The organism is Magnetospirillum sp. 15-1, assembly GCF_900184795.1.
Classification (GTDB): domain Bacteria; phylum Pseudomonadota; class Alphaproteobacteria; order Rhodospirillales; family Magnetospirillaceae; genus Phaeospirillum.
Genome location: NZ_FXXN01000028.1, coordinates 365,939 through 390,643, shown reverse-complemented (window position 1 = coordinate 390,643; position 24,705 = coordinate 365,939). Strand labels below are relative to the sequence as shown.

Sequence of the window (24,705 nt, the reverse complement as noted above, 5' to 3'; positions counted from 1 at the left end):
CTGGGCCCGCCTTCTTGCGAGCGGGCCCGGCATTCGGCCTCCTACACCGTCTCCATGGCCAAGAGGCCGGCGGCGGTGTTGGAGATGGGGATGTGATAGTTGGTGTGGATGGTCCGCACCTTGTCGCCCAGGGCGCCGCGGCAGGTCACCCAGTTGAGCAGCTCGACACCCTGGGTCCCGGTCAGCTCGACGATGTCGGGGATGGAATAGCGGGTGATCCACTCGGGATCGCTGACCAGCTTGTCCATGAATTCCAGGTCGAACTTCTTGTTGATGAAGCCGGCCCGCTTGCCGTCCAGCTGGTGCGACAGGCCGCCGGTGCCCAGCACCACCACGCGGGCGTCACTGTCCCAGGACTCGATGGCCTTGCCGATGGCCCGGCCGAAGGCGAGGCAGCGCTTCGTCGAGGGCAGCGGGAACTGCACGGTGTTCTGGCAGATGGGCACGGTGCGGATGGTCCCGGTGGTGCGCTTCGGCCACAGCATCTCGATGGGCAGGGTGAAGGCGTGGTCGACCAGCATCTCCTGGCAGGTGGTCAGGTCGAACTCGGCCTCGACGAGCGCCTCCACCAGGTGCCACGACAGGTCCACGTCGCCCTTGAACGGCGCCACGGTGGGAATGCCCCAGCCTTCGTCGGCGTTGCGGTATTCCTCGGCGGCACCGATGGAGAAGGTCGGCATCTTGTCGAGGAAGAAGTTCAGGCCGTGGTCGTTGTAGACCACCACCGCCACGTCGGGCTTGACCTTGTCCAGCCAGGCCTGAACCGGCGGAAAGCCGTCGAAGAACGGCTTCCAATAGGGTTCCTGCTGCAGGTTGCCCGCGATGGCGCGGCCCAGATAGGGCACATGGGTGACGTTGATGCCGCCGACGATCTTGGCCATGGCTTACTCCCTCCCCGCGGCGACCAGCTTCGCCTGGAACTCTTCCTTGGTCATGCCGGTCTGCTGCGCGCCGACGTCCTGCATGTCCAGCTTGTAGATGCCGCCCAGCTTGGCGATGAAATAGGCGTTGCCGCCCGCCGCCAGCATGTCCAGCACCTGCAGGCTCAGCACGGCCTTCTTCTGCTCCTCGTTCAGGCTGAACTTGTCGCAGTAGGCGGCCGGGTCCTTCAGGAATTCCTGGCGGTTCTCCTCGGCATTGAACGAAAAGCACATCTTGTTCAACGCATAGCCTTTGCGCGCCATGTCGCCGTCGAAGATGGTGGTGCCGGGGATGACCCGCTTGGGTTTGCTTGCCACGTGGTGCCTCCTTAGGTGAATTCTTCCGTGTCGATCTCTGTCTGGGTGGCCGCGTTGTAGCGGGCCCCCGACACGGTGTTCTGGTTGATCAGCGCGTCCAGCCGGGCGATGGCGTCCGGGGACAGGCGAAGTCCGTCGGCCCCCAGGTTCTCGTCCAGGTGCTCGAGGGATTTGGTGCCGAACAGGGCGATGACGTTGCCTCCCCGCGCCAGGACCCAGGCCAGGGCCAGTTGGGCGGGGGTGCAGCCCGTCTCGGCCGCCACGCCCTTGAAGCCATCCAGCAGAGCCAGATTGCGGGCGTAGGGCTCGGGGTCGAAGCGCGGCATCTGGCGGCGGATGTCCTTGGCCTCCAACTGGGTGGCCGGATCGGTCAGCCGCCCGGACAGGAACCCGCGGGCCAGCGGACTGAAGGCGACGAAGGCCGTCCCCAGCTCGCGGCAGGCGTCCAGCACGGCGATCTCGGGATTGCGGGTCCACAGGGAATACTCGCTTTGCACCGCCGCGATGGGGTGCACCGCATGGGCGCGCCGCAGGGTGGCGGCCGAGACCTCGGACAGGCCGACGGCCCTGATCTTGCCCTCGGCCACCAGTTCGGACAGGGCGCCGACACTGTCCTCGATGGGCACGGACTTGTCCCAGCGATGCAGGTAATAGAGGTCGATGACCCCGGTACCCAGGCGCTTCAGGCTATCCTCGCAGGTGCGCTTGATGGTCGCCGGGCGGCCGTCGATCACCCGCTTGCCGTCCACCCCGGTCATGCCGCACTTGCTGGCCAGGGTGATACGGGCGCGGTGGGGCTTGAGCACCGCCCCCACCAGGCTTTCGTTGGCCCCGAAGCCATAAAGGGCGGCGGTATCGAAGAAATCGATTCCGGCGTCCAGCGCGCGATGCAGCAGCGCCTCCGCCGTCTGGCGCTCCGGCGGGGTGCCGTAGGCGTGGCTGAGGTTCATGCAGCCCAGGGCCAGGGCCGTAACGCTGAAGGGACCGGCGCGGCGCTTTTCCATGGGGGGCCTACTTCAACTGCAGTTCGAGCTGGTGAAGCGTCCGGTAGCAGGGCAGCACCCCGGCGACGGACGCGTTGGGCTCGCGCCCCTCGCGAATGGCGGCGATGAACTCGCGGTCCTGCAGCTCGATACCGTTCATGGAGACGTCCACCTTGGTGACGTCGATGGGCTGGTCCTTGCCGTCGAACAGATCGTCGTAGCGGGCGATATAGGTGCCGCTGTCACCGATGTAGCGGAAGAAGGTACCCAGCGGCCCCTCGTTGTTGAACGACAGCGACAGGGTGCAGATGGCTCCGGTGCTGCTCTTGAGCTGGATGGACATATCCATGGCGATGCCCAGGTCCGGATGGATGGGACCCTGCACCGCATTGGCGGCGATGATCTCGCCGCCGGTCTGGTAGGCGAACAGGTCGACGGTGTGGGCGGCGTGGTGCCACAGCAGATGGTCGGTCCAGCAGCGCGGCTGGCCGAGCGCGTTGATGTTGGAGCGGCGGAAGAAATAGGTCTGCACATCCATCTGCTGGATGTTGAACCCGCCCGCCGTGATCTTGTTGTGGACCCACTGGTGGCTGGGGTTGAAGCGCCTGGTGTGGCCGCACATGGCGACCTTGCCGGTCTGCTTTTGCAGCGCCACCAGGGCCTCCGCGTCGGCCAGGCTGTCGGCCATGGGGATTTCGACCATCACATGCTTGCCCGCCTTCAGGCAGGCCATGGCCTGGGCGGCGTGGATCTGGGTCGGCGTGCACAAGATGACGGCGTCCACCTCGGGGCGGGCCAGGGCCTCGGCCAGATCATGGGCCACATGGGGAATGCCGTACTTGGCGGCCACGTCCTCGGGCCTGTCCTCGGGCCGGCTGACCAGGGAAACAACCCGGACGCCGTCGATGACCGAGAGCGCGTCCAGATGCTTGGTGCCGAAGGCGCCGGCCCCGACCAGGGCGATGTTGACGGGCTTGCTCATGGGTTCTCCAGGATCAGATGGCCGACGGCGGTGTTGCTGGCCGGCACGTGGTAGAAACGGTGGACGAGCCGGGGCGCCGCATCCTCGGTCATGGCGCCGCGGGCGATCAGCCACATGACCAGCTCGATGCCTTCCGAACCGGCCTCGCGCACATAGTCGATGTGAGGCACCTGGGCCAACCCTTCCGGATCGGCGATCAGCCGGTCGAGAAAGGCGGTGTCGAACTCGCGGTTGATCAGCCCGGCACGGGCTCCCTGCAGTTGGTGGCTCATGCCGCCGGTGCCCCAGATCTGGACGTTCAAGGGCCGGTCGAAGCTCTCGATGGCCTTCCTGATCGCCTTGCCCAGGGCGTAGCAGCGCCGTCCCGACGGCACCGGGTACTGCACCACGTTGACCGCGAAGGGAATGACCGGGCAGGGCCAGGCATCGGGCTGCCCGAACATCAGGGACAGCGGCACGGTCAGCCCGTGATCCACGTCCATCTTGTTGGCGATGGTCAGGTCGAAATCGTCCTGGATCACCGACTGGGCGATATGGGCGGCCAGTTCGGGATGGCCCTTCACCACCGGGACGGGACGCGGCCCCCAGCCCTCATCGGCGGGCCGAAACTCGGCGGCGCAGCCGATGGCGAAGGTGGGGATCAGGTCCAGGCTGAATGCTGTCGCGTGATCGTTATAGACCAGGAAGACCACGTCCGGCGTGTTGCCCTCCATCCACCGCTTGGACGGCTCGTAGCCGGCGAACAGTGGCTGCCAGTAGGGTTCCTGCGTCTTGCCCAGGTCGATGGCGGCGCCGATGGCCGGCACGTGCGAGGTATAGACGCTGGCGGTGATGCGGGCCATGGCTTCAAGCCCTCCCCTTGCCCTGGGGTTGACGGTGGGGCTGGGCGTCGCCGTCCTCGCCGAGATGACGGTTGCCCTCCACCGAGCGCCCGCCGGCCAGCATCATGGCCCGGTATTCCTCCTCGCTCATGCCGGTCATGGACCCGGCCATCTGCTGGAAGGACCGGCCGTCGGTGGCGCCGATCTTGGCCAGGAAGTAGATGTTGCCGCCCAGTTGGATGCAGCGGTTGAGGTCGCGGGCCAATACCGCCCGCTTCTGCTCCTCGCTCATCGGCCATTCGTCCAGATAGGCGCGCTCGTCCGCCTTGAAGCGGGTCCGGTTCTCGGCCGTCATCAGCGACATGCAGAATTGGTTGAGGTGGTAGCCCAGGCGCGACTGCTCGGCGTCGAAGATGGTGGTGCCGGGAATGTCCAGATAGGGCTTGTCCAGTGCCATGGGGATCACTCCTCGGGCCAGTAGAGACGCATGGGATTGTCCACCAGCAGCTTCTTCCGCAGCTCGGCCGTGGGAGCGATGTGGGGGATGAAATCCACCAGCAGCCCGTCGTCGGGCATATGGTCCTTCAGATTGGGATGGGGCCAGTCGGTGCCCCACAGCACCCGGTCGGGGAACGCCTCGACCACCGCCCTGGCGAAGGGCACCACGTCGCGGTAGGCGGCACGCTCGCCGTCCAGGGCCGGCGGCCCGGAAAGCGACAGGCGCTCGGGGCAGCTCACCTTGCTCCACACATTGGCGTGCTCGCGCATGAATTTCAGGAACAGGGAGAACTCCGGCCCGTCCACCGGCTTGGTGACGTCGGGGCGGCCCATGTGGTCAACCACCACGGTGGTTGGCAGGGCGGTGAAGAAATCCCACAGCTCGGGCAGGTCCACCGCCTCGAAATAGATCACCACATGCCAGCCCAACGGCGCGATGCGCGAAGCGATCTCCATCAGTTCGTCCTTAGGCGTGAAATCCACCAGCCGACGCACGAAGTTGAAGCGCACGCCGCGCACGCCGGCGGCATTCATCCCGGCCAGTTCGGCGTCGCTGACCGAACGTTTCACCGTGGCGACACCGCGCGCTCTGCCCTGGGAATGCTTCAACGCATCGATCATGGCGCGGTTGTCGGCGCCGTGGCAGGTGGCCTGGACGATGACGTTACGGGCGAAGCCCAGATGGTCGCGCAGGGCGAACAACTGGTCCTTGGAGGCATCGCAGGGGGTGTACTTGCGCTCGGGCGCGAAGGGGAATTGGTCGCCGGGACCGAACACGTGGCAATGGGCGTCCACGGCGCCGGGGGGCGGGGTGAAGGCCGGCTTGGAGGGACCGGCATACCAGTCGAGCCAGCCGGGAGTCTTCTCGAAGGTCATGACTCGTCCTTCCGCTTGGAGATGGCGAGAATACGGTCGGCCTCGACCCGCCAGTCGTCCGATTTGGCAAAACCGGGGGCGGATTTGGCGCCGAACACACCGGCATCGGCCAGATCGGCCACCCAGGCCTGACGCAGGGCGGTGCCGGCGGCCGAGAAGGGTTCAAGGCCGGCTTCGCGCACCGTCCGGGCCACCTCGCGCACTTCCTCGGCACGGCGGCGGCCATGCTGGATCACCCGCTGGAAGAAATAGGCGCCCAGCTTTTCCCACTCCATGCCGGGAAAGGTCTCGGCCAGCGAGGCGATGACCGCATCCTCGACGCCATAGGCCCGTGCCGTGGCGAAGCTTTCGATCACCATGGCCTCCAGGCCCTTGATCATCACCGAGCGGCACATCTTGGTGGCCGAGGCCACGCCCAGCTTGTCCGACGCCACCTTGGCGGCAAAGCCCAGACCGTTCAGCAGCGGCTCCAGCCCGGCGGCGTCGGGACCGCCGAGCAGCAGCGGCACCTTGATGCGGTAGGGCGGTACCGAGGTCATCACCGCCCCTTCGACGAAGCGCCCACCGGCGGCGTTCACCAGGGCGGCGGCCTCGGTCTTGGCCTTGGGCGACGCCGAGTTGAAATCCAGGACATACGTCCCCGCCCGCAGCCCCGGCGCGCAAGCCTCGGCCACCGTGACCGCCTGGGAGGCGGTCACCGCCGAAATCACCAGATCGGACAGGGCCGCCAAAGCGGCATGGCCCGAGACCAGTTCGACCCCGAAGCGGGCGGCATGGTCCACCAGTTCACCCTCGTTCGGTCCGCCCAGCTTGATGTCATGGGCGGCCACCCGCACCCCTTGCGCCCGCAGATCCTCGGCGAGGATGCGGCCCACCTCGCCATAGCCGATCAGGCCGATGGTGGGGTCAGTCCACATACTTCAACCCCGCTTGCGCCAGGGCTTCGCGCATCTTGTACATATCGAGGCCCAGTTCGCCGGCGGCCAGACGCCGGCGCTTGGCCGCCTCGTTGTCCTCGCGCGCCTGGGCGGCATCGGCGGCGGCTTGCGCCACGGCCGCCGGAACCACCACCACGCCGTCGTCATCGGCCACCACCACGTCGCCGGGATTGACGGCGGCACCGGCACAGACGACGGGCACGTTGACGCTGCCCAGGGTCGCCTTGATGGTGCCCTTGGCGCTGATGGCCTTGGAGAACACCGGGAAACCCATGGCGGTAAGGTCCTTTACGTCACGCACCCCGGCATCGATTACCAGCCCCACCGCGCCCCTGGCCCGGAACGAGGTGGCCAGCAGGTCGCCGAAAAAGCCGTCGGTGCAATCGGCGGAGATGGCGGCGATCACCACGTCGCCCGGCTGAATCTGCTCGGCCGCCACATGCATCATCCAGTTGTCGCCGGGATGCAGCAGCACGGTCACCGCCGTGCCGCACAGATGGGCGCCGGGATAGATGGGGCGCATATAGGGCTTCATCAGGCCGACCCGGCCCATGGCCTCGTGGATGGTGGCGACGCCGAATTTGACGAGTCTCTCGACGGCGGCCCGGTCGGCGCGGACGATGTTGCGTTTGACGATTCCGAGGTCATTCATGATCAGAGTCCCTTGGCCTTGAGCGCCCGATCCAGGCGGGGATAGACGCGGCGCGCGTTGCCCTCGTAGACCTTGAAGCGGTCTTCGGGCGAAAGGTTCAGCGTCGCCTCGATGTAGCGCTTGGTGTCGTCGTAGTAATGCCCGGTCTCCGGGTCGATGCCGCGCACCGCGCCGATCATCTCGGAGGCGAACAGGATGTTGTCCACCGGGATCACCTTGGTCAGCAGGTCGATGCCCGGCTGGTGGTAGACGCAGGTGTCGAAGAAGATGTTGTTGAGCAGGTGATCGCGCAGCAGCGGCTTCTTCAGCTCCTGGGCCAGCCCCCGGAAGCGGCCCCAGTGATAGGGCACCGCGCCGCCGCCATGGGGGATGATGAATTTCAGGGATGGGAAGTCCTTGAACAGGTCCGAGGTCAGGCACTGCATGAAGGCGGTGGTGTCGGCGTTGAGATAATGGGCGCCGGTGGTGTGGAAGCAGGCATTGCACGAGGTGGACACGTGGACCATGGCCGGCAGCTCGTATTCCACCATGGCCTCGTAGATGGGATACCACGAGCGGTCGGAAAGCGGCGGCGAGGTCCAGTGCCCGCCGGAAGGGTCGGGATTGAGGTTGATGGCGACGAAGCCATACTCCTTCACGCACTTCTCGATCTCGGGGAGACAGGTCTTGGGATCGACACCCGGCGATTGCGGCAGCATGGCCGCACCGATGAAATTGTCGGGGAACAGGCCGGCGACGCGGGCGCACAGCTCGTTGCAGATGGCCGCCCAGGTCGACGACGTCTGGAAATCGCCGATATGGTGGGCCATGAAGCTGGCGCGCGGGCTGAAGATGGTCAGGTCGGAGCCGCGCTCCTTCATCTTGGCGAGCTGATTGGCGACGATGGACTCGCGCAGTTCGTCGTCGCTGATCCTCAGCTCCGCGGCCTTGGGCGCCTGCGCGGGGTCCTTCAATCCGGCGATCTGGCGGTTGCGCCACTCTTCCAGCGCCTTGGGCGCCGTGGTGTAGTGACCGTGGATATCGATGATCATGCGGACTTTCCTTCCCAGACGGAGGCCGGAACCATCGCCTCACCCTTCATCAGCAGGCGGGCGGTGCGCAGCAGGGCGGCGCGAATGACTTTCTCGGGATCGGCGGCATCCAGCTCCAGTTCGACGCTGAACTCGCCGGTGGGGTGCTCGACGGCGATGGTCTTGACGCCGCCGCCCGACACCACCGCCAGACCTTCGGCCACCGAGCCCTTCAGCACGCAGGCGGTGGCCACGGTCACGGCGGCCAGCACGCCGATGGCGTCATGACAGACATGGGGAATGAAGCAGCGGGTTCCCACCGCCCCACCGGCGGCGGGCGGAGCGATCAGGCACATCTTGGGGTAATTCTTCGCCTTGACGTCGCCCAGGCCCATCAGATGCCCGGCCTTGAGCCGCAGGGCCTCGATACGGACCTTGAGGTCGTCGTCGGCATTCATGGCATCGACGCTTTCGGAGCCGGTGCGGCCCATGTCGGAGGCGCGGAACAGCACCATGGGCATGCCGTTGTCGATGCAGGTGACCTCCAGCCCGTCGATGACGTCCCGGACCCGGCCGGTGGGCAGCAGGCCGGAACACACCGAACCGGCGGTATCGAGGAAATTGATGGCGATGGGGGCGGAGGTGCCGGGCACCCCGTCGATGCGGGCGTCGCCCGCATACTCCACCCGCCCGCCCGGCGTCTGGACGGTGATGTCGCACTGCATGCCGGTGTTCAGCGTCAGGACGCGCAAGGTGGTGGTGTCGCCCTGGGGCTGCACGATGCCGCGTTCCAGGGCGAAGGGCACCACGGCGGCCAGCATGTTGCCGCAATTGGGCGTGGTGTCGACCGTGTCCCGGTCGGGCTGCAACTGGGCGAACAGGAAGTCGAGATCGACGCCCGGCAGGGTGCCGGGGCGCACCATGCCGACCTTGCTGGTCAGCGGATGGCCGCCGCCCAGCCCGTCGATCTGCCGCGCATGGGGCGAGCCCATGACGGCCAGCAGCACCTTGTCCCGCAGCGCCACGTCGGCCGGCAGGTCGCTTTCCAGGAAGAACGGCCCGCGTGACGTGCCGCCGCGCATGAACAGGCAAGGGATCGGGGTCTGCATGTCGGGCCTCCCAGCGTTCGACCTTGCCATGGTGACAAAATCGGGCCGCCCCACCAAGCCCCCAGGGGCCACTTTCAGCTATAGCAATCTGCTATAACTGGGACAGCTTCAGCCCATTTCCGTTTTCACAAGATCCTGTAACAGGGCCATGGCGCGGCGTCCCAGCGGCGTGATGGGCTTGTGGGCGGACACCGCCATGAACAGGGTGCTGGTGACGGCGGGGTCGACCAGCCGGCGCAGGCTGAACGCCCCGGCGCGGCGCCAGGAGGCCAGCGCCGTCTCGGTCAGCACCGCATGGCCGTAGCCGGCGGCGACCAGATCGAGGATGGAGGGAATGGAGGATACCTCCATCACCACCTTGAGCCGCACCTCGGCGAAGGCTGCCTGGGTCTCCAGCAGCTTGCGCATGGCATGGGTGCGCTCGGGCAGAATCAGGGGACAGGTGCCAAGCTCGGCCCAGCGCAGGGTGGGGGGAAAGTCGCCGGCCGGGCCGACCAGCCCCAGCGGCTCGTCCAGCAGGCGTGAAACCTCGATGGCCGGATTGGGCTCGGGATTGTGGACCAGCCCCAGATCCACCCGTCCGGTAGCGATCCATTCGGTGACGTGGGTGGACAGCCCCTCGACGACGGCGAGCCGCGCCTTGGGCAGGGTGGCGCGAAAGCGTTCGACCAAAGGCAGGATCAGACGGCGGCCGATGCTGGGCGGCAGGCCGATGACGATCCGCCCCGCCGGCTCGCCGCGCGCCGATTCCAAATCCTCGGCGGCGCGTTCCACCGATTGCAGGATGCCCACCGCATGCTCGAACAGGCGCGAACCCGCCTCGGTCAGCGCCACGCCCCGCCCGGTGCGGCTGAGCAGCGTGATCCGCAGGTCGGTCTCCAGCAGGCGGACCTGCCGCGACAGGGCAGGCTGGGCGATGTCGAGCACCATGGCCGCCTTGCTGAAGCTGCCCAGTTCGGCGACGCGGACGAAGTATTCCAGCTGCTTGAGGTTCAAGGGCTCCCCCCGGCGTCAAGGTCTCGCATGATGTCACGCGAAGGTCCGGACGACGAGCCCCTTGCCGCCAGCCGCCGCCTCCCTCGGACCAAACCGGGGGATAGGCTGTTTCACCACCAAGACACCAAGGGCACCAAGAGGATTTTCCCTTATCCCGTCATGCCCGGACTTGTTCCGGGCGGCCACGCCCGGTTGCCATGTCTCATGGTCTGGCCCGGCCTTCAAGCGGAACCGCGTGGATGGCCGGAACAAGTCCGGCCAAGACGACACAGACACCGTCTTGTCATGCGCTCCGCCCTCTTGGTGTCCTTGGTGTCTTGGTGGTTTATCCGTCTCTTCCGTATCCCCGCCCGGTGTAACGACCGGAAGAAGGCGTACATCCGTGTCCATGAACGGCTGAGAACCGCGTTGGCTCAGCCCTTCGAGTCCCTTCGCCGAAAATTAAGCCGGACAGCCGTGGGCTTGGCCCGGCCGTCCATGGCCCCTCGGGTCAAGCCCGAGGGTAACGAAAAAAGAACATTCGATTCGACCAAACTCGGCCAAATTCTAGGCGACGATCTTCCTGTCGCGCAGGAAGGCGGCGATCTTGCCGTCCTCGTGGCGGATATGGTCCTTCAGCCAGCCGGCGACATACTGGAACATCCGCCCGGTGGCGCCGTCCTTGCCGGCCTCCACCTCGTGCCTCAACCCCTCGAACTTGGCGAAGAATTCGGCGTGACGGCGGCGATGATCGTCGATGGCCGGGTAGCCGTGGCGGGTCATCACCTCCTCTTCCTCCTTGAAGTGCGGCTCGAAGGACTTGGCCACCTGGACCAGGATGCCCTGGATGGCGGCATCGCCGTTGCCGCTCATCATCTCGCCGTAGAAGCGGTTGATCTCGGCATACATGTCCTGGTGATGGCGGTCGATGCTCGCCACGCCGGTATTGAGCGCGTTGTCCCATTCCAGGATCTTCATGTCCGCCTTGTCGGCGCGGACCTGATGCAGGAAGCGGCTCACCTCGCCGCGCAGGACTTCCGCCTGCTTGGACAGGTCGGTGGCCGATTCGCTGATCTGCTCGGCGGCATGGCCGGTTTCGCGCGCCGCCTGTTCCACCGAATCGATGTTGCTGGACACTTCCGAGGTCCCGGCAGCGGCCTGTTCCACGTTGCGGGCGATTTCGCCGGTGGCGGCGGTCTGTTCCTGCACGGCGGAGGCGACCGAGGCGCTGATCTCGCCCATTTCCGAGATGACCTTGGAAATGGTGTCGATGGCCTTGACCGCGTTGCCGGTGCCTTCCTGCACCGCCTTGATCTGGCTGGCGATCTCGTCGGTGGCCTTGGCGGTCTGGTTGGCGAGATTCTTGACCTCGTTGGCGACCACGGCGAAGCCCTTGCCGGCGTCGCCGGCCCTGGCCGCCTCGATGGTGGCGTTCAAGGCCAGCAGGTTGGTCTGGGCGGCGATGTCGTTGATCAGCACCACCACCTCGCCGATGCGGCCCACATTGTCCGACAGGGCGCGGACCTGATTGGTGGTGTTCTCGGCCTCTTCCTCGGCACGACTGGCGACGGCCTGCGAACGCTCCACCTGCTTGGCGATTTCCGAGATGGAGGCGGCCAGTTCCTCGGTGGCGGCGGCCACGGTCTCCACATTGGCCGAGGCCTGCTGCGCCGCCGAGGCGACGGTGGTGGCCTGGGCGCTGGTCTCGTGGGCGGTACCGGCCATCTGGCTGGAGGCGGCCTGCAGTTCGGTGGCCGCCGAGGTGACGGTCTGCACCACCTTGCCGACGCTTTCCTCGAAGGTGTCGGCCATGTGATGCAGCGCCGCCTTGCGGTCGGCTTCGGCCTTGAGCTTCTGGGCTTCCTGCTCGGCCTGCAGCTTGTCCATCTTCAGGGTGTTTTCCTTGAAGATCTCCATGGCCTGGGCCATGGCGCCGATCTCGTCGGTACGCTCGCGCGCCGGGATGTCGATGGTCTTGTTGCCCTTGGACAGTTCGGTCATGGCCCCGGTCATGGCCGACAGCGGCGTGACGATGGACCGGGCGATCAGCCAGGACAACAGCACGGCCAGACCCAGCGCGATGATGGCGCCGGTCCAGGTGGCGGTGCTGCTGCGCGCCATGCCGGCCTCGGTATCTGCCTTCTGGAGGTCCATGGCCTGGTCCTGGGAATGCACGGTCTGGTCGGCCAGATCGGCGAACTGGGCGGCCAGGGCGGCCATGTCCTTGAACACCAGGGTGTCGAGAGTGGTGGTGGCGGCGGCCACCTGGATGAAGGCGTCGCGATAGGCCTTGGCGTTGGCCTCGGCCTCGCCGGCCAGACGCTTGCGCTCGGGGTTACGCAGCCGCTTGGTCAGGGCTTCGGCTTCCTTGACGAATTCCTCGATCTGCTTTCCGGCCTCTCGGGTCAGATCGTCGCTGGGATCGGCCAGGAACTTGATGGCGTTGATCCGGCCCAGCAGCAGCGATTCCTGCGCCACGCCGGTCAGGGCGGCGGCCTCGTGGTCGCCGTCCTCCATGGCCGTCTTCATGATCTGGCTCAGGTCCTTGCGGGCGGCGACACCGACCACGTTCATGCGCTTCTCGACCAGTTCCATCTTGGCCTTGCGCAGGTCGGCCACCTTGTCGAAGCCGGCCATGTAGGCGCTGAACAGCTCCTGCATTCTGGTCAGGTTGGCCTTGCGGGTCGGATCGACGGTGGCGGTAGCGGCTTCGGGCAGGGTCTTGGCGATGGAGGGCTGGATCTTGCGAATCTGCTCCAGGGCCTTGGGGTCGGCGTTATCGGCGAAGATGATGACGTTGCGCCGGATATTGGCGAAATCGCCCTTGAGGCTCAGCACCCTCTGGGCGTTGTCGGAAACGCCGGCGTATTTGTCGATCTGAGCTTTCGAGGAGCCCAGTGTGGTGATGGACTGCCCGGCCAGCACCAGCAGCAGCAGGACGATCAGGCCGAACCCGGCATAAATTCGCCCGGAAACGTTGAGATTGAACATTGTGACGCTCCCGAGAGGCGGTTATTCGGTCGAAGTGCATATGCGAAAATTGCGAAATCTAGTTCTTCAGTATGTGAGCACTAAACTGAAAGTGTAATTCGTATAAACACCTATGCCTGGAATTATTAAAATACTAAAGGCTAATATATATTCGGCATGCCCCTTTTCACGCCCCTCGCGCGGCCCCATGTCAACGGCAGCGGGGTGTGAGTAGGAGGGGAATCATGCGACTGTTTATGCTGCTGCCGGCCGCGTTGCTGCTATGGGTGGGAGCGGCGGCGGCCCAATGCCGCCCGGCGCCTGGGGCCGACCTTACCGGCTGTGATTTCTCCGGCGCCATGCTGGAGAACGGCGACCTGCGCGGCGCCCGGCTGGACGGCGCCCGCTTCGCCAAGGCCAATCTGAAATGGGCCAATCTGACCGGGGCCAGCCTGAAGGGCGCGGTCTTCACCGAGGCCGACCTGTTCCACACCATTTTCGACGAGGCCGACATGACCGGCGCCGACCTCGGCGGGACCTACCTGTTCGGGGCCAATCTGATCGGCACCCGGCTGGTCGGCGCCAATTTCAAGGGCGCCTTCCTCAAGGACATCCTGATGGAGCGGGCCGACCTGTCGGGAGCCAAAATGGCGGGGGTCTATATGCTGCGCGGCGTGTTCGAGGACGCCCGGCTGAACGGAGCCGACCTGGAGGGCGCCGACATGACCGGAGCGGCGGCGGAACGGGCCGACTTCACCGAGGCCAATCTCAAGGGAACACGGCTGTCGGGGGCGTCGGTGCGCTTCGCCCGTTTCGTGCGCGCCGACCTGGAGGGCGCCGACTTCGCCAAGGCCGATCTGCTGCACACGGTGTTCGACGGAGCCCGCAATGTGCCCGCGGGGGTGACCGAAACCCTGGCCGCCCTGTTCGGAGCCGAGGAGAGGCGGTAGGAGACCCTACCGCCCAGCCCCCGGATTCACTCCGCCGCCGGCTTGGCCTGTTGCGCCTGGGCCGGCTCGGTGTGGTAGATCTCGGCGCCGTCCTTGACGAATTTCTCGCTCATCTCGGCCATGCCGGCTTGCGCGTCGGCGAAGTCGCGCACCTCCTGGCTGATCTTCATGGAGCAGAACTTCGGGCCGCACATGGAGCAGAAATGCGCCAGCTTGGCGCCCTCGGCCGGCAGATGCTGATCGTGGAAGGCCAGGGCCTTCTCCGGGTCCAGCGACAGGTTGAACTGATCCTTCCAGCGGAACTCGAAGCGGGCGCGGCTGAGCGCGTTGTCACGCACCTGGGCGCCGGGATGGCCCTTGGCCAGATCGGCGGCGTGGGCGGCCAGCTTGTAGGTGACCACGCCTTCGCGCACATCCTGCTTGTCGGGCAGGCCCAGATGCTCCTTGGGCGTCACGTAGCACAGCATGGCGGTGCCGAACCAGCCGATCATCGCCGCGCCGATGGCCGAGGTGATGTGGTCGTAGCCGGGCGCGATGTCGGTGACGAGCGGCCCGAGGGTATAGAACGGCGCCTCGCCGCACAGCTCGATCTGCTTCTCGACGTTCTTCTTGATCTTGTGCATGGGCACGTGGCCGGGACCCTCGATGATCACCTGGCAGTCGTGGGCCCAGGCCTTGTGGGTCAGCTCGCCCAGGGTCTCCAGCTCGCCGAACTGGGCGGCGTCGTTGGCGTCGGCGATGGAGCCGGGCCGCAGGCCGTCACCCAGCGAGAAGCCCACGTCATAGGCCTTCAGAAGCTCGCAGATATCCTCGAAGTGGGTATAGAGGAAGTTTTCCTTGTGATGGGCCAGACACCATTTGGCCATGATCGAGCCGCCGCGCGACACGATGCCGGTGGTGCGCTTGGCGGTCAGCGGGATGTAGCGCAGCAGCACCCCGGCATGGATGGTGAAATAGTCGACGCCCTGCTCGGCCTGTTCGATCAGCGTGTCGCGGAAGATCTCCCAGGTCAGTTCCTCGGCCTTGCCGTCCACCTTCTCCAGCGCCTGATAGATCGGCACGGTGCCGATGGGAACCGGCGAGTTGCGGATGATCCACTCGCGGGTGGCGTGGATGTGGCGGCCGGTGGACAGGTCCATGACGGTGTCGGCGCCCCAGCGGGTGGCCCACACCATCTTCTCCACCTCCTCCTCCACCGAGGAGGCCACGGCGGAATTGCCGATATTGGCGTTGATCTTGGTGAGGAAGTTCCGCCCGATGATCATCGGCTCGGCTTCCGGGTGGTTGACGTTGGCGGGCAGAACGGCGCGGCCGCGAGCGATCTCGGCGCGCACGAATTCCGGGGTCACCTCGTCGGGAATGTCGGCGCCGAAATCCTCGCCGTCGCGCCGCGACGATCCATCGGCTCCGCGGACGATGGCGGCGTGCAGCTCGGCCCGCTTCATGTTCTCGCGGATGGCGACGTATTCCATCTCGGGGGTAATGATGCCGGCCCGCGCATAGGCCAGTTGGGTCGGCGCCTTGCCCGGCTTGGCGCGAAGCGGGCGCAAGCCCAGGGCGGCGCGGTCGAACACCGGCACGCCGATGGTCTCGCCCGGCTTCAGGCCGTCATCCTCGGGCTTATGTGCCCGGCCCGCGTAATGCTCGACGTCGCCGCGCTCGAGAATCCACTGCTCGCGGATGCGCGGCACGCCCTTGGCGATGTCGACGGACAGCGACGGATCGGTATAGGGGCCGGAACAGTCGTAGACCCGTACCGGCGGCTCGCCGCAGCCCGGCGTCAGGTCGATCTCGCGCATGGCCACCCGGACGTCGGGACGCGAACCCTCGACATAAATCTTGCGCGATCCCGGCAGCGGGCCGGTGGTGATCTTCAGGGCGGACTCGGACATCGGCGTGCTTCCTCGCTTAAGGCGGCGGGCAGGGTCCGGGCGAATGGAGGCGGAAGCAGCGGCTGGTTCCGATCCCTTCGCCGGAATAACCCGGATCAGGTTCCAAGGGTCGCCGACGCGCTTGGCCGGCCTCTCAGCCCCTTGATCGGGGCTCCCCTTCGGAAAGATGCAAAGATTGGGCTTGTCCCGGCCCGGAAGTCAAGCTTTGCAAGACCTTACTTTGTGCCGGTGATACCCTTCGTCCGCGACCAGCACGACATGCCCTTGGCCTGGGCCGAACCGCAGAACGCCCCGATGGTCTCGGCCGGGCCCACCGCCACCAGCCGGTACCAGCGGCCCTGCTCGCCCACCCGGTTGGCGATGATCTCAAAGGAAAGCCCCTTGAGGCGCAGGCGCTTCCAGTCCTGCTCGGCGGCGGCCCTGGTGCGGTACGAACCGATCTGCATGCGCACAGGAACGGGTTCGGCCGTCGCCGGGGCTGGAACGGGTTCGGCCGCCACCGGTACCGGCGCGGGCGGACTCTCGGCGGCGGTGGCGGGAGGGGCGGAGGGCGGGGCCGCCGCGGCCAGACGCTCCAGTTCGGCCTTGGCGGGCGGGAAACCGGCCTCGGCCGCCCTGGTCAGCCGCTTCATGCCTTCGTCGGGATTGGCGGGCAGGCCGGCCCCGCCCTTCATGTAAAGCATACCCAGATTGTATTCGGCGCTGATCACCCCGGCATCGGCGGCCACCTGATACCAGGCCTGGGCCATATGGCCGTCCGCCTCCACCCCCAGGCCCTGGCGGTAAAGATGGGCCAGATTGCGGGCCGCCTCGCCGTCGCCCAGTTCGGCGGCACGCTGCCATTGGCTGGCCGCCTCGGCGGGCAGGCCTTCGTGGAACGCCGCCAGCCCGCCGTAGAAATAATGGTCGCGGACGGTCTGCATGGGCTCGGGCGACGGTGCGCACCCGGCCAGCGGCCCCAGGGTAAGCAGCGTTACCGAGACGAGAAAATGCCGGAGATATGCGCACGGGTTCACAGAAGCCATCCGTTAAAGGCTGTAGTCTGCATCAGGCAATCACCGCTTCGGTTCAATGTCCATGGACGACACGTTCCACATCGACCTTACCGACTGGGCGACGCTGTTGGAAGCGCTCGACGGCGCCCGCGCGCCCTTCGCCGCCCTCTCCGCCATCGCCACCGCCTGGGCTCGCCGCCAGTGCGGCGATCCGGCCGAGATCATGCCGCCGCCCGCCGTGCCGGCCGGTGTCAGCTGGCGGCTGGTCCCGTAAGGCCCCGGTCCCAATAGGGTTCGGGGCAGAAGGTCGCCGCCAGATGATCCACGAAGGCCCGGACCTTGGGCGACAGATGGCGGCCGTGGGGATAGACCGCGTTGAGCGACGAATCCAGCGGCACGTATTTCTCCAATAGCGGCACCAGTTTGCCGGCGCGGATGTCGTCGCCGAGAAAGAAGCTGGGCAGCAGCACGATACCCAGCCCGGCCAGCGCCATGTCCCGCAGCACGTCGCCGTTGTCGGCATCGAACCGCCCCCGCACCTCCACCTGCAGGGGCTTGCCGTCGTCGCCGGTGAAGCGCCATTCCGAGTGGACCCGCCCGCCATGGGTCAGACAGTCGTGGCCGGCCAGATCCTCGGGACGCACGGGTGTGCCGCGCCGCGCCAGATAGGCGGGCGAGGCCGCCGCCAGCCGGCGCACCGGGGCGAGGCGCCGCACGATCAGCGACGAATCCGCCAGCCGCCCGATGCGCACCGCCAGATCCCAGCCTTCCTCCACCAGATCCACGTGACGGTCGGTAAAGCCCATCTCCAGCTCGATCTCGGGGTAGCGCTCCAGGAAGCCGGGCAGGCAGCTCGACAGGTGGCCGATGCCGAAGGACAGCGGCGCGCTGACCCGCAGCCGGCCGCGCGGCACCGCCTGCAGATGGCTGACCAGCAGGTTGGCCTCGTCCAGATCGGCCAGGATGCGCTGGCAGCGCTCCAGATAGGCCCGCCCCGCCTCGGTGGGCGACAGCGAGCGGGTGGTCCGGTGCAAAAGCCGCACGCCCAGATCGGCCTCCAGCGCCGAGACCTGACGGCTGATCATGGACTTGGACAGGTTGAGGCGGCGGGCCGCCTCGGAAAAGCTGCCGGTTTCCGCCACCCGGACAAAGGCGAGGATGGTGTCGAAGCGGGGCGTCATCGATGCCTCCCAGGCAACAATGTGTTTAAATCATCCTGCATTGTTGCCGAGGCGCCGGAAAGCGTATTCTTTCCCCATTGGAGGAAAGATCATGGATTTCACCACCCTGTTCCTGTCCCACGGCTCGCCCATGATGGTGCTGGAGGATACCCCGACCCGGCAGTTCCTGAAGGATCTGGGCCGCACCATGCCCCGTCCGCGCGCCGTCATCGTCGCCTCGGCCCACTGGCAGACGCGCGAGCCGGTCCTGGGCTTCGCCGCCTGGCCGGACAAGATCAACGACATCTACGGCTTCCCCGCCGAACTGTACCAGTTGGCCTACGCGCCGCCCGGCGCGCCGGAGGTGGCGGCCCAGGCCGCCGACCGGCTGGGCGCCGTCTGCCGCCGCGACCCCGGCGCCGGCATCGACCATTCCATCTGGTCGGTGATGAGCCTGATGTGGCCCGAGGCCGATGTGCCGGTGGTGCCCATGTCGGTGCAGCCCCGGGCCGGGGCGGCGCACCATTACTTTCTGGGCCGCCGGCTGGCGCCGCTGGTGGCCGACGGCGTGCTGGTGATCGGCTCGGGCGCCGCCACCCACAATCTCGAGGACTATTTCCGCCGCAAGGTCACCGCCGGCATCGAACCCCAGGTGGCGGAATTCACCGCCTGGCTGGCCGAAACCGCCGAGCGGGGCGACGTGGCGGCCCTGCTGGACTACCGCGCCCGCGCCCCCCATGCCGAGCACAACCACCCGACCGAGGAACACCTGCTGCCCTTCTTCGTCGCCCTGGGCGCCGCCGCCCATGGCGAGGCGACCCGGCTGCATCGCGGCGTGGATTCCGGCGTGCTGGCCATGGACGCCTACGGGTTCCGGTGAAGACCCGAGCCATGTTAGAGTTGGTCAAAGTTGAACCGGGGAGGGCGGCATGTCCTATCTGCAGTGGACCGAGAACCTGAGCGTCGGCATCCCGCGCATGGACGATCACCACAAGAAACTGATCGAACTGATCAATCAGGTGTTCGACGCCATGAGCGGCGACGCCGCCGCCGCCGTCGACAGCGTGCTGGCCGACCTGCTGGACTACACCCGCTATCACTTCGCCGAGGAGGAGAAGCTGCTGGCGGCCTGTTCCTATCCCGACCTGGAGGAGCATCAGGCGGTGCACCGCGCCATGGTCAAGGAGGTCCTGGAGATGCGAAGCCGCCACCAGGACAATCCGGCCTCGGTGACCGCGTCGGAGACCCTGGACTTCCTGTCCAAGTGGCTGATGCGCCACATCATCGGCAAGGATCTGCGCTACCGGCCCTATGCCGAAAACCATCCGGCGGTGTGAGCGGGGCGCGGCCATGGCCCGGCAGGCCCTCCTCGCCCTGGCCGTCCTGTTCCTGCCTCTGGCGCCGGCCACGGCGGAAGAGATGGCCTGCGCCGCCAGCCCGGCACGGGTGGGGGAGTGCTTCACCGTTCATGGCCGGCTGACCGCCTGTGGAGGGGTTCCCACCGTCCGCATCTGGGTGATCGGAACCAAGCGGATTCTTGGCGTCGTGGCCGCCAATTCCCATCCGGCCGGAGACCATCTCCTGCCCCCGTCGCTCGAAGAGACGATGTTCTCGGAGCCTCCCTGTTCCAAGGCGGCCTATGGCGACTTCACGATCTGTCCCTTAAGCCCGGACCGGCCGGGCGTCATGCGGATGGTTTGCATGACCGGCGCCCGTAATCTGGTGTTCAGGGATTGGTAGCGCCGTCGCCCTTGCCGCCCGGCTCGTAGAGCTGGCGGATGATGAACAGCGGGCGGCCCTTGACCTCGTCGAACACCCGGCCGAGATAGTCGCCGATGATGCCCAGGGTCAGCAGTTGGATGCCGCCCAGGAACAGCACCGACATCAGGGTGGATTCGTAGCCGGGCACGTCGATGCCCCAGATCATGGTGCGGATCAGGCGGATGACGATGTAGAGGAAGGCCAGCGACGAGATGATGGCGCCGATGCCGCCCCAGACCCGCAGCGGAAAGTTGGAGAACGAGGTCAGGCCGTCGAAGGCGAAGCGCAGCAGCTTCCATGAATTGAACTTGGTGGTGCCGGCCGCCCGTTCGCCCTGGCGGTAGACGATCTCGGCATGGCGGTAGCCCACCCAGGCGAAGATACCCTTCATGAAGCGCGAGCGCTCGGGCATCTGGTTGATGGTGTCCACCACCTTGCGGTCCATCAGGCGGAAATCGCCCACCTCGCGCGGCAGGTGCACGTCCGACAGGTGATCGAACACCCAGTAGAAGGCCTTGGCGAACAGCTTCTCCGACAGGGTCTGGCCGGTGCGCGCGTCGCGCCGGGCGAACACCACCTCGAAGCCCTCGCGCCATTTGGCCAGCATGTCGGCGATGGCCTCGGGCGGATGCTGCAGGTCGGCGTCCATGGGCACCACCGCTAGGCCCCGGCAGTGGAACAGTCCGGCCGACAGGGCCTTCTCCTTGCCGAAATTGCGCGACAGGTCGATGATTCTCAGGCGGGCGTCCCCTTTCTGAACCTCCAGCAGGCGGTCCAGGGTGTCGTCCCGCGAGCCGTCGTTGATGCAGACCACCTCGAAGGATACGCCAAGCCCGTCGAGCACCGGCAGCAGCCGGGCGAACAGCAGGGCGACGTTTTCCCCCTCGTTGTAGCAGGGAATGACCACCGACAGGGTGGGGGGCGAAATCCGTTGCGAATTCGCGGTCATGGGCGTCCGTCCGACAAGATCGTTTCCCCAAGCATGTCACCATGGGCACGTCGGGGCAACGCAGCTTTGCGGGTTCCCCTTACGCTGCGGACTTGCCCGCAACGCTGGTCCATGGCACGGTCAGACCGATATTTGAGACCGTTCCGGAACCTTCGCCCGATGATCAAGTCCGTGCTGTTTCCGCTGATGATGGCCGTGGGATTGCTGGCCGCCGCCGAGGCCCGCGCCCACGCCGTGCTGGTGGACTCCACGCCGCCCGCCGAGGCCGAGGTGGTGGGCAACAAGGTGGAATTCCACCTGCGCTACAACAGCCGCATCGACGCCAGGCGTTCGCGCCTCTCCCTCAAGGGGCCGGGTGGGGCCAAGACCCTGCCCCCGCAGCAGGGCGCCACCGAGGCCGAACTGACCGCCCGCGCCGAAGGGCTGGCTCCCGGCCGTTACATCCTGTTCTGGGACGTGCTGTCGGTGGACGGGCATGTCAGCCGCGGCCAGGTTCCCTTCCTGACCATCGCCCCCTAAGGCGCGATGTCATGCTGACCACCCTGCCCCCCGATATCCTGGCCTTCTTCGCGGTCATCCTGCGCGGGCTCCAGCTCACCGCCCAATCGGTGATCCTGGGCGGCGTGCTGTTCCTGCTGGGCTTCACCCGGCCGATGGCGGCGCGGCTGGGCGGCCGTGTCGTCGCCATGGAGCGCACCGGCCTCTCCTGGACCGCCAAGGGCGGCCTTGCCCTGGCCGTGGTGGCCGGTCTTTCCATCTTCGCCACTCTCGCCCAACTGGTGGCCGGGCTGGGAATTCAGCCCTCGGACGCCATGGGCGCCGATTTCGTCCAGTGGAATATGATCATGGTCATCACCGCCCTCGCCTTGGCGGTGGCGGCGCGCATGGACCGCAACCCCGCCCAGGTCCCGTCCCTGGCGCTGCTGGCGGTGGTGGTGCTGGGCGCCTCGGTGATGTCCAGCCACGCCTTCGCCCGGGTCGACGACCGCAATTACTACATCCTGGCCGACGCCCTGCATCAGGCCGGCGCCTCCCTGTGGATCGGCGGCATTCCCTTCATGCTGCTGGCCCTGTCCCATGTGAGCGCCTCCAAGGACCGCCTGATGGTGGGCATGCGCTTCTCGCACCTGTTCACCGGGGCGGTGGGGTTACTGCTGGTGGGGGCCGCCATGCTGGCCTGGGGCTACATCGCCACGCCCGGCGCCCTGATCGGCACCGCCTACGGCATCATGACCGGGGCCAAGATCACCCTGCTGTCGGTGCTGCTGCTGCTCGCCGCCATGAACCGCAAATCCACCCGCTCGGAGGCCGAGGACAGGGGACAATTTCGCCTGCGCCGCTTCGCCGAGGTGGAGATCGGCGTCGGCATCACCGTGCTGATGATCGCCGCCTCCATGGCCTCGCAGCCGCCCGCCGCCGACCAGACCCAGCATCAGGCGACGATCATGGAGATCGTCGAGCGCATGGCGCCGGTGCGGGCGCCGCGCCTGGTCAGCCCGCCGCCGGAAACCCTGTCGATCAGCATCGAGAAGACCGCCGCATCCATCACCGCCGACAAGATGTGGTCCGAGTTCAACCACAACTGGGCCGGCATCTTCGTGCTGGCCATGGGCCTGGGCGCCATGGCGCAGCGCATGGGGGTGGGGCCGGCCCGGCACTGGCCGCTGCTGTTCCTGGTGATCGGCGGCGCCATCATCGTCCGCTCCGACCCGGAAAGCTGGCCCATCGGACCGCACGGTTTCTTCGAGACCCTGGCCGATCCCGAGGTGTTCCAGCACCGGGTGGTCGGGCTGTTGCTGTTCCCCTTCGGCCTGTTCGAATGGGCGGTGCGCACCGGGCGCCTCAAGAGCGAGCGCGCCGCGCTGATCTTCCCCATCCTGTGCGCGGTGGGGGCCGGGCTGCTGCTGGTCCACAACCACACGCTGACCGACGTCAAGGAGCGTTTCCTGATCGAGTTCAGCCACATCCCCATGGGCCTGTTCGGCGTCATGTCGGGCTGGCTGCGCTGGCTGGAGATCAGGGGCGACGGCCGGGCCCGGCGGATCGCCGGCCTGCTGTGGCCGGTCTGCTTCTCCATGGTCGGGCTATTGCTGATATTCTATCGGGAATTGCCGTGATGGAGAGGCGGGGCAGGCTCCATGCGTAACCGCACCAAGATCCTGCTTCTCGCCGCCCTCACTCTGGCGCTGACCGCCCTGGTGGTCGGCACGGTCGGCTATTGGTATTACAAGCCCACCATCGTCACCATCGCCGTCGGCCCCGAAACCGCCCCCGAGCATCGCTTCGCCCGCAAGCTGGCCGAGGTGCTGGCCCACAACCACGCCTCCATCCGCCTGGAGCTGCTGGTCAACGAGGCCGGCTCCCAGAATCTGTCGCGCTTCGCCCAGCACGAGGCCGATCTGGTGGTGGTGCGCACCGACGAGCGCCGCATCCCGCCCAGCGCGCGGGCCATCGCCATCCTGGAGGAGGAGGTGGTGCTACTGATCACCCCTCCCAAGAGCAAGTTCAGGTCGCTGGCCGACATGGAGCGCCGCCACGTGGTGGTGGTGGGGCGCGACGGCCGCAACGAGGCCTTCGTCCGCCGTCTGCTGGAGCAGTACAAGCACGACCCCAAGCTTATCGACATCCGCACCGTCCCGCCCCGCGCGCCGCTGGACCAGTTGCTCGCCCCCGGCGGCGGCGCCGACCTGGCGGTGATCGTCGAGCCGCTGTCGCGCCTGTCGGGCGCCGACGATTTCCAGGAACTGGCGCAGAAGCTGAAGGGCTTCGGCGTCCATGCCATCGGCGACGCCAAGGCCCTGGAGCGCAAGCTGCCCGGCCTTTACGCCGAAACCCTGGAGGCCGGGCTGCTGGTCGGCTCGCCGCGCATTCCCGACGAGGAACTGGAGACCGTGGCGCTGCAGCGCGTCCTGGTGGCCCGCGCCAAGATGCCCGATACCCAGGTGGTGGAACTGATGCACGCCCTGTTCGAGAGCGGCCGCCAACTGGCCGTCGAACAGAACTTCGCCACCCGCATCGAGCCGCCCAGCACCGAGAAGGGGGCGCTGATCGCCGTCCATCCCGGCGCCGACCAATACGTGGCCAGCGAAGTAAAGACCTTCTTCGACCGCTATTCCGACCTGCTCTATGTGGGGCTGTCGGTGGCCGGTATCCTGGGATCGGGCGCCGCCGCCCTCTACGGCGCGGTGTTCCGCAGCGCCCCCGTCCATGCCGGCCGCCGCGCCCAGGCGCTGATGGAGCTGCGCGACCGGGCGCGGACCTCCCGCAGCAAGGGCGAACTGGACACGGTTGAGGCCGAGCTGGAAGCCGTTCTCGACGAGGTGCTGGGTGGGCTGGCCGACGGCACCATCTCGCCGCGCGGGCTGGACGCCTTCCGCCTGGCCTACGATTCGGCGCGCGAGGCGCTGAACACCGCCAGACGGAATCAACCCACCACGTAGCTCAGCCGCACCACGCCGTTGATGTAGGTCTTGGCGCCCAGCAGGGTCATGCGGCCGTTGCGCTCGCTGGGCTCGAACAGCGGCCGGCCCTTGCCCAGCAGCACCGGCATGACGAACAGGTCGAAATGGTCGACCGCGCCGAGATCGAGGAAGGCGCGCAACGCCTTGGCCCCGCCCGCCACCCAGACGTCGCCGGCGGACGACGCCTTCAGTTCGGCGACCAGTTGGGCCAGATCGCCCAGCCACGGCTCGACGTTATCGGGGGCGGTCTCCATGGAGCGCGACGTCACCACGATGCAGCGCTTGTCGCCGTGGGGCCAGTGCCCCATGGCATGCAGCTGCTCGTAGGTGGTGCGGCCCATCACCACCGTGCCGATATGCTCCATGAACTCGTCGAAGCCGTAATCGATGGAATCGAACGGCTTCAGCCAGGCGATGGAGCCTTGGGCATCGGCGATGTAACCGTCCAGGCTGGCGGCGATGTAGACGCGAAAGCCGGCGGCCAT

Annotated in this window: 26 protein-coding genes and 1 riboswitch; of the genes, 8 read left to right on the top strand and 18 right to left on the bottom strand. The window is 66.9% G+C overall.

The window, feature by feature from the left end; genetic code table 11:
* Positions 1-41: 41 nt before the first annotated feature.
* From CP958_RS23180 to CP958_RS23120, 13 genes are all read right to left on the bottom strand, one after another.
* Positions 42-881, bottom strand: a complete 840-nt coding sequence (locus CP958_RS23180) for a class III extradiol dioxygenase family protein (protein ID WP_096704553.1) — start codon at positions 879-881, stop codon at positions 42-44.
* 3 nt (positions 882-884) lie between these two features.
* Positions 885-1,238, bottom strand: coding sequence for a protocatechuate 4,5-dioxygenase subunit alpha (locus tag CP958_RS23175; protein ID WP_096704552.1), 354 nt, complete (start codon positions 1,236-1,238; stop codon positions 885-887).
* 11 nt (positions 1,239-1,249) lie between these two features.
* Positions 1,250-2,242, bottom strand: a complete 993-nt coding sequence (locus CP958_RS23170; RefSeq protein WP_096704551.1) for an aldo/keto reductase — start codon at positions 2,240-2,242, stop codon at positions 1,250-1,252.
* 7 nt (positions 2,243-2,249) lie between these two features.
* Positions 2,250-3,203, bottom strand: coding sequence for a Gfo/Idh/MocA family oxidoreductase (locus tag CP958_RS23165; protein WP_096704550.1), 954 nt, complete (start codon positions 3,201-3,203; stop codon positions 2,250-2,252).
* The gene (locus CP958_RS23160; RefSeq protein ID WP_096704549.1) at positions 3,200-4,045 is read right to left on the bottom strand and encodes a class III extradiol dioxygenase subunit beta; all 846 of its coding nucleotides are present in this window, start codon (positions 4,043-4,045) and stop codon (positions 3,200-3,202) included. The genes CP958_RS23165 and CP958_RS23160 overlap by 4 nt, the downstream gene beginning before the upstream one ends.
* Positions 4,046-4,049: 4 nt before the next feature.
* Positions 4,050-4,481 carry a protocatechuate 4,5-dioxygenase subunit alpha gene (gene ligA, locus CP958_RS23155; protein ID WP_096704548.1) on the bottom strand — a complete coding sequence of 144 codons (432 nt, stop codon included), beginning with the start codon at positions 4,479-4,481 and terminating at the stop codon, positions 4,050-4,052.
* Between the two features lie 5 nt (positions 4,482-4,486).
* Complete coding sequence (locus tag CP958_RS23150) at positions 4,487-5,398, bottom strand: amidohydrolase family protein (protein ID WP_096704547.1); 912 nt, start codon at positions 5,396-5,398, stop codon at positions 4,487-4,489.
* Positions 5,395-6,315, bottom strand: coding sequence for a DUF1932 domain-containing protein (locus CP958_RS23145; RefSeq protein WP_096704546.1), 921 nt, complete (start codon positions 6,313-6,315; stop codon positions 5,395-5,397). The genes CP958_RS23150 and CP958_RS23145 overlap by 4 nt, the downstream gene beginning before the upstream one ends.
* A complete protein-coding gene (gene ligK, locus CP958_RS23140) occupies positions 6,305-6,988 on the bottom strand; it encodes a 4-carboxy-4-hydroxy-2-oxoadipate aldolase/oxaloacetate decarboxylase (protein WP_096704545.1) in 684 nt (227 codons plus the stop codon). The genes CP958_RS23145 and ligK overlap by 11 nt, the downstream gene beginning before the upstream one ends.
* 2 nt (positions 6,989-6,990) lie before the next feature.
* Positions 6,991-8,019 carry an amidohydrolase family protein gene (locus CP958_RS23135; RefSeq protein ID WP_096704544.1) on the bottom strand — a complete coding sequence of 343 codons (1,029 nt, stop codon included), beginning with the start codon at positions 8,017-8,019 and terminating at the stop codon, positions 6,991-6,993.
* Positions 8,016-9,107, bottom strand: coding sequence for a 4-oxalomesaconate tautomerase (locus CP958_RS23130; protein ID WP_096704543.1), 1,092 nt, complete (start codon positions 9,105-9,107; stop codon positions 8,016-8,018). Before CP958_RS23130 ends, CP958_RS23135 begins: the two co-directional genes overlap by 4 nt.
* A gap of 108 nt (positions 9,108-9,215) precedes the next feature.
* Positions 9,216-10,103: a LysR substrate-binding domain-containing protein gene (locus CP958_RS23125; protein ID WP_096704542.1), complete on the bottom strand. Its 888-nt coding sequence runs from the start codon at positions 10,101-10,103 to the stop codon at positions 9,216-9,218.
* 546 nt (positions 10,104-10,649) lie between these two features.
* On the bottom strand, positions 10,650-13,073 hold the full coding sequence (locus CP958_RS23120; RefSeq protein WP_096704541.1) for a bacteriohemerythrin: 2,424 nt from the start codon (positions 13,071-13,073) through the stop codon (positions 10,650-10,652).
* A 224-nt stretch (positions 13,074-13,297) separates the two neighbouring features.
* On the opposite strand from CP958_RS23120, the gene CP958_RS23115 reads away from it, so the two are divergent.
* Positions 13,298-14,002: a pentapeptide repeat-containing protein gene (locus CP958_RS23115; RefSeq protein WP_242443096.1), complete on the top strand. Its 705-nt coding sequence runs from the start codon at positions 13,298-13,300 to the stop codon at positions 14,000-14,002.
* A gap of 26 nt (positions 14,003-14,028) precedes the next feature.
* Here the strand turns inward: CP958_RS23115 and thiC are convergent, their stop codons facing one another.
* Together thiC and CP958_RS23105 are read right to left on the bottom strand one after the other, a co-directional pair.
* Positions 14,029-15,894, bottom strand: coding sequence for a phosphomethylpyrimidine synthase ThiC (thiC, locus tag CP958_RS23110; protein ID WP_096704540.1), 1,866 nt, complete (start codon positions 15,892-15,894; stop codon positions 14,029-14,031).
* A 55-nt stretch (positions 15,895-15,949) separates the two neighbouring features.
* Positions 15,950-16,062, bottom strand: a riboswitch (TPP riboswitch).
* 47 nt (positions 16,063-16,109) lie between these two features.
* Positions 16,110-16,910, bottom strand: a complete 801-nt coding sequence (locus CP958_RS23105) for an SPOR domain-containing protein (RefSeq protein WP_096705011.1) — start codon at positions 16,908-16,910, stop codon at positions 16,110-16,112.
* A gap of 61 nt (positions 16,911-16,971) precedes the next feature.
* Here CP958_RS23105 and CP958_RS23100 point away from each other — a divergent pair, with 61 nt between their 5' ends.
* Positions 16,972-17,163, top strand: coding sequence for a hypothetical protein (locus tag CP958_RS23100; protein WP_141400619.1), 192 nt, complete (start codon positions 16,972-16,974; stop codon positions 17,161-17,163).
* On the opposite strand, the gene CP958_RS23095 is transcribed toward CP958_RS23100, so the two are convergent.
* Positions 17,141-18,070: a LysR family transcriptional regulator gene (locus CP958_RS23095; protein WP_096704538.1), complete on the bottom strand. Its 930-nt coding sequence runs from the start codon at positions 18,068-18,070 to the stop codon at positions 17,141-17,143. The genes CP958_RS23100 and CP958_RS23095 overlap by 23 nt on opposite strands.
* Before the next feature lie 91 nt (positions 18,071-18,161).
* Here CP958_RS23095 and CP958_RS23090 point away from each other — a divergent pair, with 91 nt between their 5' ends.
* From CP958_RS23090 to CP958_RS23080, 3 genes are read left to right on the top strand one after another with little or no spacing between them, the layout of a single operon-like run.
* A complete protein-coding gene (locus tag CP958_RS23090; RefSeq protein WP_096704537.1) occupies positions 18,162-18,929 on the top strand; it encodes a class III extradiol ring-cleavage dioxygenase in 768 nt (255 codons plus the stop codon).
* 49 nt (positions 18,930-18,978) lie between these two features.
* Positions 18,979-19,386 carry a bacteriohemerythrin gene (locus CP958_RS23085; protein ID WP_096704536.1) on the top strand — a complete coding sequence of 136 codons (408 nt, stop codon included), beginning with the start codon at positions 18,979-18,981 and terminating at the stop codon, positions 19,384-19,386.
* 13 nt (positions 19,387-19,399) lie between these two features.
* Entirely contained in the window at positions 19,400-19,789 is a 390-nt protein-coding gene (locus CP958_RS23080) for a hypothetical protein (protein ID WP_096704535.1), read from the top strand.
* Here the strand turns inward: CP958_RS23080 and CP958_RS23075 are convergent.
* Positions 19,776-20,759 carry a glycosyltransferase family 2 protein gene (locus CP958_RS23075; protein ID WP_096704534.1) on the bottom strand — a complete coding sequence of 328 codons (984 nt, stop codon included), beginning with the start codon at positions 20,757-20,759 and terminating at the stop codon, positions 19,776-19,778. The two genes, CP958_RS23080 and CP958_RS23075, sit on opposite strands and share 14 nt — an antisense overlap.
* Positions 20,760-20,918: 159 nt before the next feature.
* Here CP958_RS23075 and CP958_RS23070 point away from each other — a divergent pair, with 159 nt between their 5' ends.
* Genes CP958_RS23070 through CP958_RS23060 form a run of 3 tightly spaced genes read left to right on the top strand, consistent with a single transcriptional unit; the run spans position 20,919 to position 24,199 of the window.
* Complete coding sequence (locus CP958_RS23070) at positions 20,919-21,278, top strand: copper resistance CopC family protein (RefSeq protein WP_096704533.1); 360 nt, start codon at positions 20,919-20,921, stop codon at positions 21,276-21,278.
* An 11-nt stretch (positions 21,279-21,289) separates the two neighbouring features.
* On the top strand, positions 21,290-22,876 hold the full coding sequence (locus CP958_RS23065; protein WP_096704532.1) for a CopD family protein: 1,587 nt from the start codon (positions 21,290-21,292) through the stop codon (positions 22,874-22,876).
* A 21-nt stretch (positions 22,877-22,897) separates the two neighbouring features.
* Complete coding sequence (locus CP958_RS23060; RefSeq protein WP_096704531.1) at positions 22,898-24,199, top strand: TAXI family TRAP transporter solute-binding subunit; 1,302 nt, start codon at positions 22,898-22,900, stop codon at positions 24,197-24,199.
* Here CP958_RS23060 and CP958_RS23055 read toward each other — a convergent pair.
* The gene (locus CP958_RS23055; protein WP_096704530.1) at positions 24,184-24,705 is read right to left on the bottom strand and encodes a dihydrofolate reductase family protein; all 522 of its coding nucleotides are present in this window, start codon (positions 24,703-24,705) and stop codon (positions 24,184-24,186) included. The genes CP958_RS23060 and CP958_RS23055 overlap by 16 nt on opposite strands.

Bases quoted from the DNA above. Each gene is read 5' to 3' on its own strand.
- CP958_RS23180 (WP_096704553.1), bottom strand. From the start codon at position 881: ATGGCCAAGATCGTCGGCGGCATCAACGTCACCCATGTGCCCTATCTG.
- CP958_RS23170 (WP_096704551.1), bottom strand. From the start codon at position 2,242: ATGGAAAAGCGCCGCGCCGGTCCCTTCAGCGTTACGGCCCTGGCCCTG.
- CP958_RS23165 (WP_096704550.1), bottom strand. From the start codon at position 3,203: ATGAGCAAGCCCGTCAACATCGCCCTGGTCGGGGCCGGCGCCTTCGGC.
- CP958_RS23160 (WP_096704549.1), bottom strand. From the start codon at position 4,045: ATGGCCCGCATCACCGCCAGCGTCTATACCTCGCACGTGCCGGCCATC.
- ligA (WP_096704548.1), bottom strand. From the start codon at position 4,481: ATGGCACTGGACAAGCCCTATCTGGACATTCCCGGCACCACCATCTTC.
- CP958_RS23150 (WP_096704547.1), bottom strand. From the start codon at position 5,398: ATGACCTTCGAGAAGACTCCCGGCTGGCTCGACTGGTATGCCGGTCCC.
- CP958_RS23145 (WP_096704546.1), bottom strand. From the start codon at position 6,315: ATGTGGACTGACCCCACCATCGGCCTGATCGGCTATGGCGAGGTGGGC.
- ligK (WP_096704545.1), bottom strand. From the start codon at position 6,988: ATGAATGACCTCGGAATCGTCAAACGCAACATCGTCCGCGCCGACCGG.
- CP958_RS23135 (WP_096704544.1), bottom strand. From the start codon at position 8,019: ATGATCATCGATATCCACGGTCACTACACCACGGCGCCCAAGGCGCTG.
- CP958_RS23130 (WP_096704543.1), bottom strand. From the start codon at position 9,107: ATGCAGACCCCGATCCCTTGCCTGTTCATGCGCGGCGGCACGTCACGC.
- CP958_RS23120 (WP_096704541.1), bottom strand. From the start codon at position 13,073: ATGTTCAATCTCAACGTTTCCGGGCGAATTTATGCCGGGTTCGGCCTG.
- CP958_RS23115 (WP_242443096.1), top strand. From the start codon at position 13,298: ATGCGACTGTTTATGCTGCTGCCGGCCGCGTTGCTGCTATGGGTGGGA.
- thiC (WP_096704540.1), bottom strand. From the start codon at position 15,894: ATGTCCGAGTCCGCCCTGAAGATCACCACCGGCCCGCTGCCGGGATCG.
- CP958_RS23100 (WP_141400619.1), top strand. From the start codon at position 16,972: ATGGACGACACGTTCCACATCGACCTTACCGACTGGGCGACGCTGTTG.
- CP958_RS23095 (WP_096704538.1), bottom strand. From the start codon at position 18,070: ATGACGCCCCGCTTCGACACCATCCTCGCCTTTGTCCGGGTGGCGGAA.
- CP958_RS23090 (WP_096704537.1), top strand. From the start codon at position 18,162: ATGGATTTCACCACCCTGTTCCTGTCCCACGGCTCGCCCATGATGGTG.
- CP958_RS23085 (WP_096704536.1), top strand. From the start codon at position 18,979: ATGTCCTATCTGCAGTGGACCGAGAACCTGAGCGTCGGCATCCCGCGC.
- CP958_RS23080 (WP_096704535.1), top strand. From the start codon at position 19,400: ATGGCCCGGCAGGCCCTCCTCGCCCTGGCCGTCCTGTTCCTGCCTCTG.
- CP958_RS23075 (WP_096704534.1), bottom strand. From the start codon at position 20,759: ATGACCGCGAATTCGCAACGGATTTCGCCCCCCACCCTGTCGGTGGTC.
- CP958_RS23070 (WP_096704533.1), top strand. From the start codon at position 20,919: ATGATCAAGTCCGTGCTGTTTCCGCTGATGATGGCCGTGGGATTGCTG.
- CP958_RS23065 (WP_096704532.1), top strand. From the start codon at position 21,290: ATGCTGACCACCCTGCCCCCCGATATCCTGGCCTTCTTCGCGGTCATC.
- CP958_RS23060 (WP_096704531.1), top strand. From the start codon at position 22,898: ATGCGTAACCGCACCAAGATCCTGCTTCTCGCCGCCCTCACTCTGGCG.
- CP958_RS23055 (WP_096704530.1), bottom strand. From the start codon at position 24,705: ATGGCCGCCGGCTTTCGCGTCTACATCGCCGCCAGCCTGGACGGTTAC.